12 protein-coding genes are annotated in these 16,111 nt (G+C 68.7%); 1 reads left to right on the forward strand and 11 read right to left on the reverse strand.

Features of this window, described 5'->3' with window-relative positions; genetic code table 11:
- Positions 1–217: 217 nt before the first annotated feature.
- From ACSVDD_RS26975 to ACSVDD_RS27025, 11 genes are all read right to left on the reverse strand, one after another.
- Complete coding sequence (locus ACSVDD_RS26975) at positions 218–1,315, reverse strand: GNAT family N-acetyltransferase (protein WP_448192523.1); 1,098 nt, start codon at positions 1,313–1,315, stop codon at positions 218–220.
- Positions 1,312–2,319, reverse strand: coding sequence for an NAD(+) synthase (gene nadE, locus ACSVDD_RS26980; RefSeq protein WP_448192524.1), 1,008 nt, complete (start codon positions 2,317–2,319; stop codon positions 1,312–1,314). The genes ACSVDD_RS26975 and nadE overlap by 4 nt, the downstream gene beginning before the upstream one ends.
- A 57-nt stretch (positions 2,320–2,376) precedes the next feature.
- Positions 2,377–4,395, reverse strand: coding sequence for an asparagine synthase (glutamine-hydrolyzing) (gene asnB, locus ACSVDD_RS26985; protein WP_448192525.1), 2,019 nt, complete (start codon positions 4,393–4,395; stop codon positions 2,377–2,379).
- A gap of 30 nt (positions 4,396–4,425) precedes the next feature.
- The gene (locus tag ACSVDD_RS26990; protein WP_448192526.1) at positions 4,426–5,949 is read right to left on the reverse strand and encodes a class I adenylate-forming enzyme family protein; all 1,524 of its coding nucleotides are present in this window, start codon (positions 5,947–5,949) and stop codon (positions 4,426–4,428) included.
- Between the two features lie 22 nt (positions 5,950–5,971).
- Entirely contained in the window at positions 5,972–6,289 is a 318-nt protein-coding gene (locus ACSVDD_RS26995) for an acyl carrier protein (protein ID WP_448192527.1), read from the reverse strand.
- 197 nt (positions 6,290–6,486) lie between these two features.
- The gene (locus ACSVDD_RS27000) at positions 6,487–7,413 is read right to left on the reverse strand and encodes a polysaccharide deacetylase family protein (protein WP_448192528.1); all 927 of its coding nucleotides are present in this window, start codon (positions 7,411–7,413) and stop codon (positions 6,487–6,489) included.
- Between the two features lie 37 nt (positions 7,414–7,450).
- Complete coding sequence (locus tag ACSVDD_RS27005) at positions 7,451–8,602, reverse strand: glycosyltransferase family 4 protein (RefSeq protein WP_448192529.1); 1,152 nt, start codon at positions 8,600–8,602, stop codon at positions 7,451–7,453.
- 254 nt (positions 8,603–8,856) lie between these two features.
- Positions 8,857–10,071: a glycosyltransferase family 4 protein gene (locus ACSVDD_RS27010; RefSeq protein ID WP_448192530.1), complete on the reverse strand. Its 1,215-nt coding sequence runs from the start codon at positions 10,069–10,071 to the stop codon at positions 8,857–8,859.
- 17 nt (positions 10,072–10,088) lie between these two features.
- Positions 10,089–11,021 (reverse strand): glycosyltransferase family 2 protein, encoded by a 933-nt coding sequence (locus ACSVDD_RS27015; RefSeq protein ID WP_448192531.1) that lies wholly within the window; start codon positions 11,019–11,021, stop codon positions 10,089–10,091.
- Between the two features lie 32 nt (positions 11,022–11,053).
- Positions 11,054–12,364 carry an O-antigen ligase family protein gene (locus tag ACSVDD_RS27020; protein WP_448192532.1) on the reverse strand — a complete coding sequence of 437 codons (1,311 nt, stop codon included), beginning with the start codon at positions 12,362–12,364 and terminating at the stop codon, positions 11,054–11,056.
- Positions 12,365–12,480: 116 nt separating this feature from the next.
- Positions 12,481–13,926 carry an exopolysaccharide biosynthesis polyprenyl glycosylphosphotransferase gene (locus tag ACSVDD_RS27025; protein ID WP_448192533.1) on the reverse strand — a complete coding sequence of 482 codons (1,446 nt, stop codon included), beginning with the start codon at positions 13,924–13,926 and terminating at the stop codon, positions 12,481–12,483.
- A 642-nt stretch (positions 13,927–14,568) separates the two neighbouring features.
- Here ACSVDD_RS27025 and ACSVDD_RS27030 point away from each other — a divergent pair.
- A complete protein-coding gene (locus ACSVDD_RS27030) occupies positions 14,569–16,050 on the forward strand; it encodes a lipopolysaccharide biosynthesis protein (RefSeq protein ID WP_448192534.1) in 1,482 nt (493 codons plus the stop codon).
- The last annotated feature ends 61 nt before the right edge of the window (positions 16,051–16,111 follow it).

The following is a 16,111-nucleotide window of genomic DNA, read 5'->3' on the forward strand; positions in this document are numbered from 1 at the left end:
ACCCGGATCAACGCTCGCTTCGCTCGACACCCCAACGCCGCCGCTCGCCCCTTTTTTGTGGGGCGAGCGGCGGCGTTGGAGTGTGTTTTTCGGTGTGTTGGTTCACCCGGCCCCGCCCTCCCGCGCTTCGCGCGCGGGACCGGGCGGCCCCGGCACCCCCGCCACCTGGGAAGGCGGGGAGAGGGGCGGGGTCAGGTGAACTCGGTGTGCCTCTCCTCTACGATTTCAGTTCGGCGAAGCCGACGTCGCTGTCGGCCGCGGTGACGAACCAGTGGTGCGGGTTGCCCAAAATGTCGGCGAGCCCCTCGCCGCCCGGCCCCGGCCGCGCCATGATCCGGGTCGGCATGTTGAGTCCGTTGCGCAGGCACAGGAAGCCCATGCGGATCAGCGGCTTTTCGATCTTCGCGTTGAGCGTCCGGCACAGGAGCGCCGCCAGCCCCTCCCGCCGGGCGAACTCGACGGCCAGCGCGAAAGCCGGTCCCGCCCAGCCGGGACGGGCGAAGTAGTCGAGCACCACGCCCACCGTGGCGCCACGCCACGGTTCGGCGCGCAACACCAGATACCCCATCAACTCGCCGCCGCGCAGAACGTAGAGCCGCCGGAACCGCCCGGCCCCGGGATTGCGGTCGAAGCGCCAGGACAGGAAGCGCAAGGTGCGCTCGGCGATCACCGGATGGTGGCGCGAGGCATCCTCCCAGAGCCCGTCCACCCGCTTGTCGAAGGCGGGCACCTCCGACAAGCGGGCGCGGGTGAGCGCCGCGAACCCCATCGACGCCGCGGCGGCGAGGGGCTTGGCGCACGCCGCCACCAGCCGGGGGAGTGCCCCGTCATGCTTGCTGGCCCGCACGCAGGGCACCGGGTCGATGATCCGCACAAAGGTGGCGAGCCCGCCCAGATCGAGCCAGCCGCCGCTCTTGTACGCCTTGTAGCCCAAGTCGGAGATGCCGATGCCGATCGCCACCTCATTGGCGGCGCGGTGCATCTCCGACAGCGCGGGACCGACGCCACGCAGCCGCCATTCCGGCGCCACCATCAGGTCGATGGCCCAGGAGGCGCGGCATACTCTCTCTCCCAGCTTCAGGCGAAAGGGGATGCCGGCCTGCTGTCCGACGACGGCGCCGTTGCGCTTGCAGACCCAGAACTGCACGCCTTCGGGGTCGGGGGTCGGCACCTCCTCGTAGGCCCAGCGGAAATGCTTCCAGTCGGTCTGGAGGGTGCCATCCCCGAACTGTTCGCGCTGGAAGGCTTCCAGGTCGGGGCGGTCGGTCGGGGTGTAGCGGGCGATGCCCTGACGGGCACGCGCGAGCACGCTCATGCGGCGAGCCCTTCGACCTCGACGTCCTGCACCAGCACCGCGTCGCGCAGGATGCGGGCGGAGGTGCGCCGCTTCAGCGTGATGTCCTTGTAGACGCGGGCGACCTGCTCCGGCGCGATGCCCAGGCCCTTGGCCGCGGCCTCCTCCGACACGCCGTTGCCGTAGGCGCACAGCGCCAGATCGAGCTGGTCGTAAGGGAGCGCGTAGTAGAACTCCTCCTGGCTCTGTTCGAGGGTGTAGGTGTCGGTGCTCGGCGCCTGGTTGCGGATGTCCGCAGGCACGCCGAGGTGCGCCGCCATGGCGTAGACCTGCGTCTTGTAGAGGTGCGCGATCGGCTTCAGGTCGGCGAGGCCGTCGCCGCCGCGCACGAAGAAGCCCAACTCGTACTCCAGCCGGTTCGGCGTGCCGAGCACCGCGTAGTTCAGCATGTCGGCGTGCGTGTACTCCATGGTCTTGCGCACGCGCTGCTTCAGGTTGGTGGCGGCGACCACGGTGAGATAGACGTCCACCGGCATGCGGCTGGTCTGCCGCTGCCCATCCGGCGATTCCACGGTGATGGTGAAGTAGTTGACGCGGTCGTGGTCGAGCAGGCCGGCGGCGAGGCCGATCTTCTGCTTCCACCCCTGGCCGTATTCGGGGAACAGACGGCGGATGGCGCTGTCGCGGCGCTCGTAGCAGCCGAGCGCGGTGAGCGGGGCGGTGATGTTCTCCATGACCGGTTCGACGCCCAACCCCTCGCACAGCAGGCGGCCGCGGCGGGTGCTGTCGGGCGAGGATTCCTTCTCGGGCATCAGCAGCAGGCGCACGCGCTCCGGCCCCAGCGCGCGGACGGCGAGCGTCGCGCAGACGGCCGAATCGATGCCGCCCGACACGCCGAGCACGACACCCTGGCGCCGCAGATCGGTGGCGACGATGGCGCGGATGGACTCCTCGATCTCGCGGGCCGCCGCGGCGTAGTCGATCTCCAGCGCGCGGCGGTCGAACACAGTCTGGTCCTTGAGCATGTCGGTGTTTCCCAGGTTTTCGCGTTTCAGACAGATCCAGCCCGTCGGCAGGGACGATTACGCCACGTGGGTTGCCCCGATCCGGTCTTCGAGCACGTGGATCGGCGTGTCTTCCAGGGCGGCGAGCCGGTCCGCGGCGCGCTGGCGGAAGGTGTCGCCATAGGAATGCGCCAGCATCTGCAGGGTGAGGATGCCGACGAGGGCCATCTCCTCACGCTCGCCGGCCATGCGGCCGTCCTGGCGGTGCGCCTTGGCGGCCAGCGCGCACGCGCCGGCGGTGTCGGCCAACCCATAGCGGGTCAGCATGGATTCGCTGAGCAGGTCGCGCACGTACTCCGGTGCGTTCGCGCCGAACAGCGCGGTGGTCATCGGCGCGCGGTAGGGGCGCTTCGGCCGCTGGCCGATCTCGGCCGGCAGCAGATCCTTGGCGATGCGGCGCAACGGCAGCTTGTCGCGTAAGCCCAGCATCTTCAGGCGCGGCGGCAGCGCGTTGCAGAAATCCACCACGTCGGGGTCGAGGAACGGGTAGCGCACCTCGATGGAGTTGGCCATCGCCACCCGGTCGCCCTGGCTGGACAGCAGGTAGGGGGTGAGGAAGCTGTCCATCTCCACCAGCTGAGCGCGCGACAGGGCGTTCCAGCTCTGCCAGCTCTCGGGCAGGTGGGCGAGGATGTCGGATTCCATGCGGGTTGGGTCGGCTGCGGCGCGCACGTCGGGGGCGAGCAGGCGCAGCGTCCAGGCGGTGTTCTGCCAGCGGATGCGGTGCGCGTAGAACGGGTCGTCCACGTCGCTCAACCCGCGGCGGAAGAAGGACTGCCAGAGACGGCTGTCCTTGGCGCCGTTCATCGCCGCGAAGGCGTGGATGCGGCCCAAGAGCTTCGGGCGGAGCGCGGAGTCCGGCTGGCGCGCCCAGAAGCGGCGGATGCGGTCCTCCTTGAAGATGTCGTAGCCGCCGAGCAGCTCGTCCGCACCCTCGCCGGACAGCACGACGCGGATGCCGCTGGTGCGCACGAGGCGGGAGAGCAGGAACAGCGGGGCCGGGGCGGTGCGCACCAGCGGCATCTCGCCGTGCCAGACCACGTCGGGCAGCGCCGCCTGAATCTCGGCCGGGCCGCAGACGATGTCGTGGTGCTCGGTGCCGGTGAAGCCGGCGACGAGGCGCTGCTGTTCGGTCTCGTCGAAGGCCGGGTCGGCGAAGCGCACGCCGAAGGAGTGCACGTGCCCCTGCTTGCCCCAGCGCACCAGCGCCGCGATGACCGAGCTGTCCAGCCCGCCGGAGATGTAGATGCCGACCGGCACGTCGGCGCGCAGTCGCAGCTTCACCGCGTCGAACAGTTTCTCGCCCAGCGCCTCGGCAGCCTCGTCGAGCGACAGGTTGGCGAGATCCGGGTCGCCTTCGAGGTTGGGTGCCCAGTAGCGCTCCTCGGTGACGGTCAGGGCGTGGTCGATGCACAGCGCCGTGGCGGCGGGCACCATGTGCACCCTGGCGAACACGGTGCCCTGCGGCGCCACTGTCCACTGCGTGAACACCTGGGCGAGGTGGGCGCCATCGAATTGCGGGGCGATGCCGCCGCCGGCGAACAGCGCCTTGGCCTCCGACGCGAAGACGATGCGCTCGCCGACGCGGGCGAACTGCATCGGCAGAATGCCCAGCTTGTCGCGCACCAGCCACAGCTTGCGGGCAATGGTGTCCCACAGCGCGATGGCGAACTGGCCGTTGAGCCGGCCCCACGTCGCGGTGCCCCACTCCTCATAGGCGTGGACGATCACCTCGGTGTCGGTGGCGGTGTAGAAGCGGTGGCCGAGCGCCTCCAGCTCCTTGCGCAGTTCGACATGGTTGAAGATCTCGCCGTTGAAGGAGATCCAGACCGTGCGGTCTTCGTTGTGGATCGGCTGGAAGCCGCCGGCCAGGCCGACGATGCTCAGGCGCGAATGCGCCAAGCCGACGCGCTCGTCGCGATAGAGGCCGATACCATCAGGGCCACGGTGGCCCAGCATGGCGATCATGCGCCGCAGTTCGTCCAGGGACGGCGGCTCGGCACGCGGACCCGCGATGATACCGGCGACTCCACACATGGGCGAGGTTCTCCTGGTCCGGGATGGCCGTCAGGCGGGGATGGCGAGCTCGCTGCGCTTCAGCTTGCCGGACTCGGTCTTCGGCAGCTCGGCGCGGAACTCGACGAACTTGGGCACCATGTGCCCTTCCAGGCGGCCCCGGCAGTGCTGGATCACGGCGGCCGGGGCGATCACGGCGCCGTCGCGCGGCACGATGACCGCCTTCACCGCCATGCCGTCGGCCGGGTCGGGAACGCCGAGGACGGCGGCCTCGGCGACGTCGTCCAGCTCGCACAGCACGCTCTCGACCTCCTTGGGGGAGACCTTCTCGCCGCGGCACTTGAAGACATCGTCCTTGCGGGCGACGAAATACAGGAAGCCCTCCGCGTCGGTACGGAACAGGTCGCCGGTGTGATAGGCGCCGCCGCGCAGGCGCTCGGCGGTGGCGTCCGGGCGGTTCCAGTAGCCGCGCATGACGTTGGCGCCCCGCACCACCAGCTCGCCCACCTCGCCGGGAGCGATGGGGTTGCCGGCCTCGTCCACCACATACGCTTCGCTGTTGGGGATCGCCTTGCCGACCGAGCCGGGCTTGTCGGACAAACGCTCCGGGTCCAGGGTGGCGATGCGCGTCGAACACTCCGTGGCGCCGTACATGGAGTGGAAGGCGGCCTGCGGGAACAGCTCGATCAGGCGCTTGATGTGCGCGACCGGCAGCGGGGCGGCGGCGTTGGTCAGGTAGCGCAGCGACGACAGGTCGGCGTCCTTCGCCGCGTCCATTTGCAGCAGCGTGGCGAACACCGTGGGCACGCCGGGCAGGCCGGTGATGCGGTGCTCGACCATGCGCTTCAGCGTGTCGGCCGGGAAGGCGAAGGAGCGCTCCAGCACCAGCGTGAACCCGACCAACGCCGAGGTGGTCACCTGAGACAGGCCGTAGCCGAAGGCCAGCGGCAGCACGTTCAGCACCACGTCGTCCGGGGTGTTCTTCAGGTAACCGGCGATGGAACGGGCGGTGGCGACCAGATTGGCGTGCGTCAGCATCACGCCCTTGGGCTTGCCCGTGGTGCCGGAGGTGTAGAGAATCGCCGCCAGATCCTGGTCGATGCAGCCGGGATCGGCCGGCGTGGAAGGCGCCTCCAGAACCTCGCTCATGGAGGCCGCACCATCCAGCGCCGGCAGCACCGGGCCGACCCACAGCGTGGCGTGCACCGTGGGGGCTTCGGCCAGCGCCGGCAGCACGTTGCGGGCGAGCGCCGTGGGCGCCACCAGTGCCCGCACGCCGCAGTCGGTCAGGATGTAGGCGAGCTTGTCGGCCTTGGTGGACGGGTTGACGGGAACGTAGACCGCGCCGGCCTTCATGACGCCGAAGAACGCGATCACGTATTCGACCGAATTCTCCAGCATGATGGCGACGCGCTCGCCGCGGCGCACGCCCTGGCGCTGCAACGCCGCGGCGACGGCATCGCTGTCGGCGTCCAGTTCGGCGAAGCTGCGGCGCGCGGTGCCGGCGATCAGCGCGACCTTGTCAGGCGCGCGCCGGGCCGTCTCGGCCAGGAGGTGGTGGACCAGGAAGGCCATGCTCGTCCCCGTCGGAATGCCGTCAGGCTGCGTTCATCCGGATCCGCTTGCGCCCGACGAAGCCGGCGATGCGCTCCACCGAGTCCAGGTTGTCGGCGACCAGATCGTCGTCGTCGATGGCGACGCTGAACGTCTCTTCCAGGAAAGCGACGACGTGCATGATGCCGGTGGAGTCGATGATCCCCGATTCCAGCAGCGATTCGGCGTTGTCGAACCCGGAGTCATGGCCGAGCAGGAAGCTCTCCACGATGAAGGAACGGATCGCCTGAGTGACGGCGGGATCAATGGTGGAGTGGGGGGGCGACTGGGGGGCTGATTGGATGTTGGCGGCGGTCGGCATCGTGAAGGGACCTCCTAAGGAAATCTGGGAGCGATCAAACCCGACTCAAATTCGCACTCTTCTTTCACTATTTATTGCATTTGATTGAAGGGAAAACGAGTGAGCAAAGGATGATACTCATTGATGGCATTGGATAAGGTGAGTGTCCTTAAGTGTTAGGCGATTTTGTTGAGTCTATACTCCCGCTAGACTACGCATCAGCCGGGTCCTCCCAGCACGCCGGCCGGTTCGGGATAGGCCGCTCCCTCGTCCCCGCCGCGGCGGAACATGCCTTTCAGCCGGCGCGCCCAGCTCGGAATGCCGGTGACCTGCACCGCCAGCCAGTCGAGGCCGGCGTCGTCGCTGACCGGGAAAGCCTTGAGGCGGAAGGGATCGGTCTTTGGGCCGTTCCAGCCCGGATCGATGCTGCGTGCGGTCCGGTAGCCGGCGGCGCGGATCATCGCCACTTCGCGTTCGCCGTAATCGCCGTTGGGATAGGCGAAATGGTGGCAGGGGCGGTTCAGCGCGTCTGCCACCTCGGTCTTGCACAGGCAGATTTCCTGGGCCGCCGAGCGTTCGTCGCATTGCAGAAGGATCGGATGGTGGCGGGTGTGGCCGCCATAGTCGTAGACGCTGCCCAGCGCGCGCAGTTCGGCCCAGGTCAGCGCTTGGCGCGGGCCGTGCCCGTCGCGGTCAGGGTCGTCGCCGGCTTCGGCGAGGCGGCGACGCCGCTCCGGGTCGGGCAGGCGCTTCAACACTTCGGTGCCAATGCGGTCGGCGGCGGCGGTCTTCCACCAGAAGGGGCGCGCCGTGCCGACGATGCGGCTGCACAGGTACATGGTCGGGCGCACGCCGAACTCGCGGAACAGCGGCTCCAGCCGGGCGTTGCCGAGGTGCCCGTCGTCGAGCGTGACCACCAGCGGATAGCGCGGCAGGGCGCCCCAACGGCCGCTGTCCATGGCGTCGGCGACGGCGTCCAGGGTGGTGAAGGTGTAGCGCCGGGCGTACCACGCCAAATGCTCGCGCAGCACCGCCGGGTCGGGGTCGTGGTAGACGACGATGGTCACCCGACGGCGCGCACACAGGAAGCGCATCGCCGTGTCGAGGCCAGACCAGCGGACGAGGGCGCCTAGGGCTTCCTTCATGGGTTCTGTTCTCCGGGCGGGAAAGAAAGACCAGCGATCACCCCGACCGCGCGCCGCGCGCGCTGCCGATCGAGGCGTCGTCCGGGGCTGCGGCGGGCACGATGGCGGGTTCGGCGCGCCAGCGGCGGGCGTTGCGGCGGTAGATCTCGATCAGCCGCTCGCGGTAGACGGCGATGTCGAAGCACGTCTCAAACTTCCGGCGCGCCCCGGCGCCCAGCCGGCGGCGCAGGTCCGGGTCGTCGAGGATGCGCACCAGCGCGTCGGTCAGCGGCTGCACCTCGCCCGGCGGCACCAGCAGGCCGGTGACCTCGTGCTCGATGGCGTCCCCCACTGAGCCGACCGGGGTGGCGACGATGGACAGCCCGTGCGCCATCGCCTCCAGCACCGCCATCGGCAGGCCCTCGAACATGGAAGGCTGCACCAGCACATCGGCTTGCAGGAGCTGGCGGCGGCAGCCGTCCTGGTCGAGCCAGCCGGTAAAGTGGACGCGGCCGCCCAAGCCCAGCGCCTCGGCCTGCCGCCGGTAGGTGTCCAGGTCTCCGTCGCCGGCGATCACCAGTTCCCAGGGGCGGCTGCGGCACTCGGCTGCGGCCAGGGCGTCGAGCAGCACGTGGATGCCCTTCAACTTGATGAGGCGGCCGAGGAACAGGATGCGCACCGGGCGGTCGGCCGGACGCAGCGGGATCGCCCGCGGGCCGGGCACGGCGTTGTGCAGCACGGTCACGCGGCGCGCGTCGAGCCCGAACTCCTCGACCATGAAGCGGCGCCAGAAGTCGCCCAGCACAACGGTTTCGCGGCACAGCGCCACCATGCGGCGGATCGCCCAGGCGGTCAGCGGGCCGGCGTTGCGCACCTGCTCCGGGAAGCGGCCGCCGTGCAGGTGCAGCACCACCGGCACCCGGAACAGCGCCGCCAGCAGGACGATGGTCCCCTTGCGCGCGACGCTGCCGTGCTCGGCCATGTGGATGTGGACGAGGTTGCCGCGCCCAGCCAGGAAACAGGCGCCCAGCCGCAGCACCGCCAGTAGGAAGTAGACGGGCATCAGGTGGAACTTGCCGGGACCGTAGGTGTCCACCACCTTGAAGCGCACGTCGGGCCGATTTTCCCGCAGGTCGCTGGTGAAGTTGTCGACGATCCGCCCCATGCCGCCCTTTTCTCGGGTGCCGCCCGGGGTCACGATGTAGATCATGTCCACTCCTGGTCATCTGATCGTCTGCACCCCTGAGCAGAGCCTTCGGCGGCCAAACTGTTTCCTGCCCCTTGCCTTTTGCTGCTCTTGGAAGGCATCGCCATTGGCCTGGGACGGATAATGTTCCCCTGAGAAAATGCAGGAATATTGTGCATTGAAGTCTTCCAGAGATTAGGGAGGCCACAAACCGTCAGCAACGTCGCTATGGGATTACGCAGGTTTGCCTAAGGCCGGCTTGGCGTTATCCGAGCGGCCTACTGCCGCCCCATGCGCGGCAGGGGTGCCTCGGCGGCCGGTGGGCGGCTTTCCGCCAGCAGCGGCAGCGGTTCGGTGTCGGGGGCCCGCCGCCGGCTCGGGCCGCGCCGGTTCAACGCGTCGTAGATGGCGCACAGGCGTTCGCAGTACCCCTCGATGGTGAACTGCTCCTCGAAAAGGCGGCGGCCGGCTTCGCCCATCCGGCGGTACAGCGCCGGATCGCCGGTCAGTTCCTGCACCGCGTCGGCCAGCGCAACGCGGTCGCCCACCGGGACGATGAGCGCCGTCTCGCGCTGATGCAGCACCTCCGGGATCGAGCCGACAGGGGTGGTGATCACCGGCAGGCGCGCGCACAGCGCCTCCAGGATGACCATGGGCAGCCCTTCGTGCGTGGAGGGGAGCAACAGCGCGTCGTGCGAGCGGATCAACTCGTGCGCCTGCTCGCGCGACACCCAGCCGAGGAAGTCGCATTCGGCGTCGATGCCCAGCGCGGCGGCCATCCGGCGATAGCCGTCCACGTCGCCGTTGCCGCCCAGCGTCAGGCGGAACGCGAAGCCGCGATCCTTGAGCGTCCGGCAGGCTTGCAGCAGCGTGCCGATGCCCTTGCGCTCGCTGAGGTGCGCCAGCACCAGCAGCGTCGCTGGCCGGCCGGCGTGCGGCGGCTGCCGCTCGGCACGGAAGACGGAGTCCGCGAAGTCCGGCACGGCGTTGTACAACACCTCCACCTTGGCCGGATCGATGCCGACCTCCGCCACCAGGAAGTCGCGCCAGCCATGGCCGAGCACGATGGCTTGGCCACACTGGCGGAACAGCCAGCGCGAGATGGCGCGGGCGAACGGCCCGCCGTGGAAGTAGTCGATGAACGAGGCGCCGTGCAGGTGCACCACGGTCGGCGCGCCGAACAGGTTGGCGATGGCCTGCACCGCCGCCTTGCGCACGAAGCTGGCGCGCTCGGAGACGTTGATGTGGACGGTGTCGACCTCCCCCCGCGACAGCAGCCGGGCCAGCCGGCCGAGCGCCGCCGCGAGGTACAGCGGCGACAGGAACACGCTGCCGCGGCCGCGGGTGTCGAGGACCAGGGTTTCCGGGCCGCCGCCGGTCCGTTCCCCTCGGCGGTCGAGTTGGTCGACAATGTAGTCGGTCATGCGGCCGATGCCGCCGCCGTCCAGGGCTCCGGGCGTCGCAAAGGCGACGCGAGTTCGCTTGCGGTTCATGCCCGTCGTCTCCCTTTTCACGTGGTGCCGTGGGCGGAGAACAGCGCCTGGCGCAGGCGCCGCCGCAACGCGACGGGGAGCAGGGAGTGCATGGTGAAGGTGGCCAGCGCCATCGGCGTCGGCGCGCCGCCGCGCATCGCCTGCGCCAGGATGCGCCAGCGCACCGCGCCGGCGCGCGCGGCGGGCTCGCCGCCGGTGGCCTGGAGCAGCAGACCGGCGTAGGCGCGCGGCGACAGCCGCGACTGCATGGACTGCGCCCAGGCCAGCGCGGCGTCGATGTTGTGGCAGGTCGACAGGGTGATGCGGTTGTTCTCGGTGAAGTGAACGGCCAGCGTTTGCGGCACGGTGGTCAGCGCGCAGGATTCGATCCGGCCGCAGCCGATCAGCCACTCCCAATCGTCGAACAGCGATACGGGGATGGGATGCTTCAGCAGCAGCTCACGCGGGGCCAGCAGCGTCGTGGTCGGCGCGAAGGTCTCGCCCTTGAACAGGCCGTGGCGGACGAACAGGTAGTCGCCGATGGCGTCCTTGGGCGTCGCCAGACGGCGCGGCCACACGAAGGTGCCGCGCGCCGTCACCACCTCGCAGCGGCAGCTCATCACCGGATAGCGCAGGCCGGGAGGGCGCGCCGCCATCTGCGCCGCGATCTTCTCCGGCATCCACAGGTCGTCGTCGTCGAGGAAGGCAATCCACGACCCTTGGGCGCGCTCGACGCCCAGGTTGCGGGCCTTGGCGGCGCCGATGTTGGAGTCCAGGGCGATGACCCGCAGCCGCGGATCGGCTATGGCGCTTAAGCACGCGACGGTGCTGGGGTCGGGGCCGTCCACCACGACGACCACCTCGAGGGTCCGGTAGGTTTGCGCCAGCGCGCTGTGCACGGCACGCGTCACCAGATCCGGCCGGTTGCGGGTCGGAATCACGACGGTGACCTGATCTTGCATGGTCGTCATGATGGGCCTTTGGTTTCTTATTGGGTCGGTCGTCAATGGGTCGGGGCGTAGCCGACGCCCTGTTGCGCGTAAGCCGGTCCACGCGGCGCCTGGGCCGTGCGGCGGCGGAGCAGAGCCACCCGCGTCACGCCCAGAACGAAGACCACCCAGTTGAGCGAATGGCGTTCGAGGAACACGCTTTCGGAGATGGAGACGGCCAGCAGCCCGAGCGCCACGGCGAGGATCCACGGCGCCTCGCGCCAGTCGTTGTAGCGGGCGACCAGCACGCCGCCGAACAGCAGCCGGCCCATGAGGAAGACCATCATCACAAGGCCCGGCAGCCCGGCGTCCAGCATCACCTCGATCCAGCCGTTGTGCACCGACGTGATGCCCCAGCCCGTGGTGTAGTAGCTGGCCGGCCCGTACAGCCCGTACCAGAAGGCGGCGTAGCCGTAGCCGAGCAGGAAGTTGTCGGCCAGCATCTCCCGCGCGAAGCGCCACAGCTCGGTGCGGCCGGTCAGCGTGGTGTCGCGGCCGAGCATGTACATGGCTTCGCGGAAGTCGGCGGAAATCAGCGCCGCCACCACCAGCACGGCGAAGCCGATGAAGGCCAGCGCCGGAATCAGAGTGCGGATGTTGATGCGCAGCACGCGCACCGACAGCATCACCACCGCCACCATGATGGTGGACAAGAGCCCCGTGCCCGAGCGCGACATGACGAGCAGAACCAGCGCCGCCAGCAGCGAACCACGCAGCAGCCACTTCGGCCGGCAGCCCATCCAGTCGAGCCACAGCACGCTGAGCGAGAACCACACGATGACGCGGCCGGTGACGTTCTTCTGGAAGAACACCCCCTTCCAGGCGCCGCGGTGGATGTCCTGGTCGATGCCGATCTCCGGCAGAGCCACGATGAAGGCGTAGGAGATCAGGATCAGCAGGCCGATCCCGGTGGCCACCAGTCCCACCGCCTCCTCCAGCCGCCAGCGCACGCCGAGGTAGAGGCCGAACAGAGTGGTGAAGGTCAGCGACACCGACCGGCGCAGCGTCACGTCGGGGAACACCGACCAGAATGCCGAGACGAACGCCAGCACGAGCAGCGCCGTCAACACCGGGTTGATCGTCGACACCTGCCAGAGGACGCCGCGGCGCAACAACAGCAGCGTGATGATGATGACGTACACCCCGGCGAAGATGAACATGACGCCGGGGCTCTCGACGTCGAGCGGGCCCTTGGGCAGGGCGCCGTTGGCGACCAGTGCCGGCAGCACGGTGCCGCCGAACGCCATGACCACCAGGACGGTCAGGAACTTCTCGATCTTCTGCATGATCTCCGGGCCGCTGCTTTCCGTTGCGTGGGTCGGCACCGTGTGCGCCGCATCCAGAGTGCCGCCGGCTCTCCCCGGCGCGTAAGCCGCGCGGAAGAGCTAAAGCGACCGGGGCGTACCCCCAATTCGGACGTACGAACGCCCCGGCGGAGGGCCTATGAGCCCTCGCCCCGCAACACCACGAAGGCGGTCTTGAACAGGATGAAGAAATCGAACAGCAGCCCGCGGTTGCGCACGTAGAACACGTCCATGGCGACGCGCTCCTGGAAGCTGGTGCGGTGCCGGCCCGACACCTGCCAATAGCCGGTGATGCCCGGCCGCACGGTGCCGATGATCGCGGCCGCCTCGCCCACCTCGGGCAATTCCTTGGGCATGTAGGCGCGCGGGCCGATCAGGCTCATGTCGCCCATCAGCACGTTCCACAGCTGCGGCAGCTCGTCCAGCGAGGTCTTGCGCAGGAAGCGGCCGAACGGGGTGATGCGCGGGTCGAAGTTGAGCTTGTGGTAAGTCTCGTACTCGGCGCGCATCTGCGGGTCGCTGTCCAGCAGGCGCTGGAGCTGCGCTTCGGCGTCGATGTGCATGGAGCGGAACTTCAGCACGTCGAAGGTGCGGTTGCCGCCGGCCCAGCGCTGCTGGCGGAACACCACCGGCCCCGGACTGTCCAGCTTGATGAGCATGGCGATCGCCAGCATCAGCGGGGCGACGAGCACCAGCAACAGGCTGCACAGCACGATGTCCATGGCCCGGCGGATGCGCAGGTAGACGGTCGTCGAGCGCGGCGTGACGCGCAGCGCCAGCGAGCCGTGCAGGTTCTGGTACGACGCCTCCAGCGTCGCCACGGTGCTGCCGCCCAGAACGCAATACACTTGGCGGAAGGGCAGGGTGTTCAGCAGCGCGGCCAGGTCGGCGCCATGCCGGCCGACGTCGGACACGATGGCGGCCTTCGCCTGCGCGGCGATGGCCGGGGCGGATTGCAGCAGGCTGGTCGGGCCGAGCACCGGCACGCCGGCAACGCGGGTGTTCCACAGCGCCTCGTCGTCGTCGACGAAGCCGATGGCGCGCATGCCGAGCCACGGCAGGCGGTGCATCTTCTCGGCCATCAGCGCGCCGTGGGCGCCGGCACCGATGATGACCACCGGCGTGCGCCACTGGAGGACCAGGATCATCAGGCCGTGCACCAGCAGCAAATCGACCGCGAAGGTGATGGCGAAGCCGCCCAGCGAGGTCGCCAGCGCCTGCACGAAGAAGGAGCGGATGCCCTCCACCACGACGAACGGCACCATGAGCACGGCGGTACACAGCACGGCGGCCTGGAAGGTACGGCGGCTGCGCTCGGCGTAGTCGAAGCGGCTGAGCGAGTAGATGCCGAACACCGACTTCACCAGCGGCACCAGCATCAGGCCGGTGACCAGCGCGCGCTCCGCCAGATCGGCCTCGGCGAGCGGGACCCTGGGCATCAGCGTGCCGCTGAGCACCCAGCCGAGGAGTGCCAGGACAAGACCATCGGAGAGTGCCAACAGCAGCCCCACGCTAGGGCTGGGCCACCCGGCCTTCTTGACCGGCGCGGTTTCGAAGACCGCTTCAGGATCGGACTGGCTCATCACACACCCCGTATTTCGACAATATTATCCCGACCGCTGCGATTGCTTCGCGGCGGCGTTCCTCTGCACATGTCTTGGGTGTCTTATGTCCGGTTCCCGCAAGCACATGGAAGAAACCATGGCCTGGGGGATTGCCGGCAATTGCTTTGTTGTACACGGAATTAGAATAAGGGCCGTTAACTATCAAGTAATCTTTGGGGCGCGGTGTTTTCGGATGCCGTAATGCGGTGTATCGGAAGGTTGACGCCGCAGTTTTTCGGGAAATACCGGAGTATAGATGAGAAAACACAGGGGTGATCGCATCGGGGAAGGAGCTATCCGAACCGCGGCGCATCCGGCGAAAAATTCAGGAGAATTGTAGGTAACCATCGGCCGATTCCACCCCCGTCCCCACCCGGTCGATGGAGCTGGCCACCGGGACGTGGTGTGTGCCGCACCAAAGGGATTTCCGGTCGCGCCGGGCTGGCTAAGCCGCTGACGAAAACGGCGGCCGGGTGTGCGAATGGGGAACGCGGCCGTCGCGATCACCGCCTACGACCGAAGAGACGCGGCTTCGACCAATGCAAATTTGACGCGCTGCGGCACGATCCCAATCCTAGGCACGGTGACCGCCGGTGCGCGTCAATTTGCAAAGGAGCGATGATGGCATCCGAAGCGGCGACGATTCTCAAGCATGGCTGGATCTACACGGTCGCCAACATCGTCAACCGGGCCGCCGGCCTGTTGCTGCTGCCGCTGTACGCCAAGGTGCTGACGCCGTCGGAGTTCGGTGTGTACGCGCTGATCGGCGTGGTCGGCGACATCCTGGCGGTCATGCTGATGATCGGCATGAACAACGCGTTCACCGTCGTCTATTTCGAGCACGCGGACGAGGGCGACCGGGCGCGGGTGGCCAGCACCACGCTGCTCGGCCTGACGGCGGCGTCGGGAGGGCTGCTGGCGCTGTGCTGGCCGGCGGGCTGGGCGATCAGCCTCGGCCTGTTCGGCGACGGGGCATACGCGGCGGTGGTGGCGGTGGCGCTCGGCAGCATCGCGCTGAGCATGCTGTTCGAGCTGGGGCTGTCCTATTACCGGGCGCGCAAGCGTTCGGGCATGTGCCTGCTGGTGTCGGTGGCGAAGGCGGTGCTGCTGCTCGGCCTCAACCTGGGCTTCCTGCTGGGGCTGGGGTGGGGTGTGGCGGGTATTTTCCTGGCCAACGGGGTGGCGTTCGCGGTGCTCGGGCTGTCGCTGACGGCGGCGATCCTGGCGGTCACCGGTGTGGCGTTCTCCCCGGCGATCCTCCGGCGCGTGGTGACGCTGGGGCTGCCGTTCATGCCGCAGTCGCTGCTGGACATCGCCAACCAGTTCGTCGCCCGTTACCTGCTGAACGTGCTGATGACGACGGCGGCGGTCGGCGTGTTCTCGTTCGGCATGCGGCTGTCGACCATCCTGTTCATGTTCCTGACCGCGTCGTTCCTGCAGATCTGGTCGGTGCGCCGCCTGGAGGCGCAGCACGAGGCCGTCGACCGCGAGCAGTCGGAGTTCGTCTTCCATCTGTTCATCATCGTGCTGACCGCCGCCGCCCTGGGTATGGCGCTGACCGCACCGGAGATCCTCTGGCTGATCGCGTCGGCCGACTACGCGCCGGTGCTGCCGTGCATGCCGTTCCTAGTGGCCGCCTATGTGCTGCACGGTGCGCGCATGCATTCCGAAGTGTCGCTGATGAAGGCCAAGCGTGTGGGCGTGCTGCCGTGGATTTCGGCGGCCAGTCTGGCGGTGGGCTCGGCGCTGGCGGTGCTGCTGGTCTGGCAGTGGGGGGTGTTCGGCGCCGCCGTCGCGGTGCTCGGCCGGGAGATCTTCCAGATCACCGTCACCGAGCTGGTCTGCCGCCGGCTGTGCCCCGGCGAGGAGCCGCTGGACTCCGTCCGGCTGCTGAGCATCCTGGCTCCGGCCGCGGTTGCCTATCTGATCGGCTGGGAAGCGTTCGGCGCCGGCATGTCCCCCGTCTTCACCGCCGCCAAGGTGGCGCTGACCGCCCTCTTCATCGCTGCTGCGGTGTTCGGGCCGGGCCTGGGGCCGGAGGGGCGGGCGCTGCTGTTCAAGCTGGTGGGCGGCCTCACCCGGCGGGTGCAGCCGGCGCCCTGACGACAAGGAAAGGCCGGCAGCCCTGGAGCTGCCGGCCCGTCCCTCTTTCCACCACAGGCGT

The sequence above is a fragment of the Azospirillum terrae genome, assembly GCF_053470425.1.